This is a genomic window from Bacillus sp. SRB3LM, assembly GCF_015712745.1.
Taxonomy (GTDB): domain Bacteria; phylum Bacillota; class Bacilli; order Bacillales; family Bacillaceae_G; genus Bacillus_A; species Bacillus_A thuringiensis_K.
Map to the genome: position 1 here is coordinate 1 of NZ_VWVQ01000112.1, position 1,609 is coordinate 1,609.

Genomic DNA, 1,609 nt, shown 5'->3' on the forward strand with positions numbered 1-1,609 from the left:
TCTCACCACAGCTTGTCAAAACATGAAAAAAATAGCCCTCCATCTGACCAACAAAGGTCTGGTGGAGGGCTATTTTTTGAAACTCTATTATTTTATGTTGTTTTTATTCGCTAAAATCAAAATGATTCCAGAGTGTTGGGAACCCCTCAAGGGTTTCCTAACACTCTGAAAACGTATTTTAGCAACTAAAATACGTTATTTTTCAATTCTTGATACAAGTAAAATTGATGTAAATGAAGAAAATGACATATATATTAAGTAGGGTTTCATTTGTAAAAACTTCATTTGAGTTAAAAGCTAATAAAACCGACATAAACAAACGGTAATGATTTTATTTGTTTTTCTTATTGATTTTGAGATGAAACCTCCTAGAATTTAATCTGAGCTCTATAAGTAAAATTATAGAACTTAACATTCTTTTTCGGGTTGAAATGATATGTTTATTTCTAAATATAAAATCAACAAGAAGCCCTTACTCATATTAATCCGGTGTGTGGTAAAAGCCATACTAAGTCGAGTACAAACGGATGGTTGACGCACTCACTAAGCTATGCGCAAAGCAACAGCTTTAAGTTTTTGCACTCCTAATAGGATTGGCGTTTTCACTTTGAGATTTTCATTTAATTCTATAATTCTTGATTTTTGTAATGTATTTAACACACCATTAATATCCGTATGAATACATTTTTCTGATTCACTTTGATACAGACCACGAGTCATTTTTTCCAACCAGTATTATAACCTACGACAACCGTATCTTTGCTGAATGCTTTCACTTTTTTGAACAACAGGCTTACATTTTGTGAAATGTAAGCATTTATTTGTCGTTCTCGTTTATACCAAAGTGCAGCCATTTAATTCGTTAAAACAAGTTTTGAAAGCCCATGTTCTATATTTTCCTTTCGCAGATTATTTTTGTTGAAGTATTGGTAAGTGAATTTGAGTTTTTTCTATCAATTATGAATATTTCATATGTATAATGCACCTCAAAGAACCGACCTTTTTGCTTGGGTACAATCACAATGTAAGAGATGTTTTATTTTTAAAATTTTTAAGCATACGTATTTTAATGAAACAGATTTTTTTGAATGCCATATTCATCGGAATCATCCAATAACCGTTATTATCGATTTTGGGAACTTAATAGATTTCAATGATTCGTTTGTCATTTGAACCAGAATCATTGGGAAATATAGGACAGCTTGTAAATGTCTCAAGTTTTTCTTCTGTTCCAATGGTTTTAAAACCCTAACTTATTTATATAAGAATTTAAAAATATATTGAACAGAGTTTAATTGAAACCCCTAATAATTCGTATAGGCTTGTATAGTAGTATCCAATTTTAAAGTAGCCATTGTTTTTACCGCCTTTCTCAGGGATTTCAGCCTATTGCCAAAAAGGATAAATTAAAAGCACCATAAGCATAAAGCTTATGGTGTCGAGGGAAAAGTCGTATAGAAATGCTGTAAGTATTAGCATATTTTACAAGAATTTTATTTTATTGATATTGAGAAATTTTGCACCAGAACCAAAAAATAGGGGTAAAACGCCTCTTTCCGAGGAACAAAATAACGTAGCCATTAACTCCCGTTCCTCAGCTTTCCGCTAC

The 1,609-nt window shown here is 31.5% G+C and carries 1 pseudogene; it reads right to left on the bottom strand.

The window, feature by feature from the left end:
• Positions 1 to 543: 543 nt before the first annotated feature.
• Positions 544 to 1,355: pseudogene (locus F3I02_RS32385) on the bottom strand (RNA-guided endonuclease TnpB family protein); the annotation flags it as partial.
• Between the last annotated feature and the right edge of the window lie 254 nt (positions 1,356 to 1,609).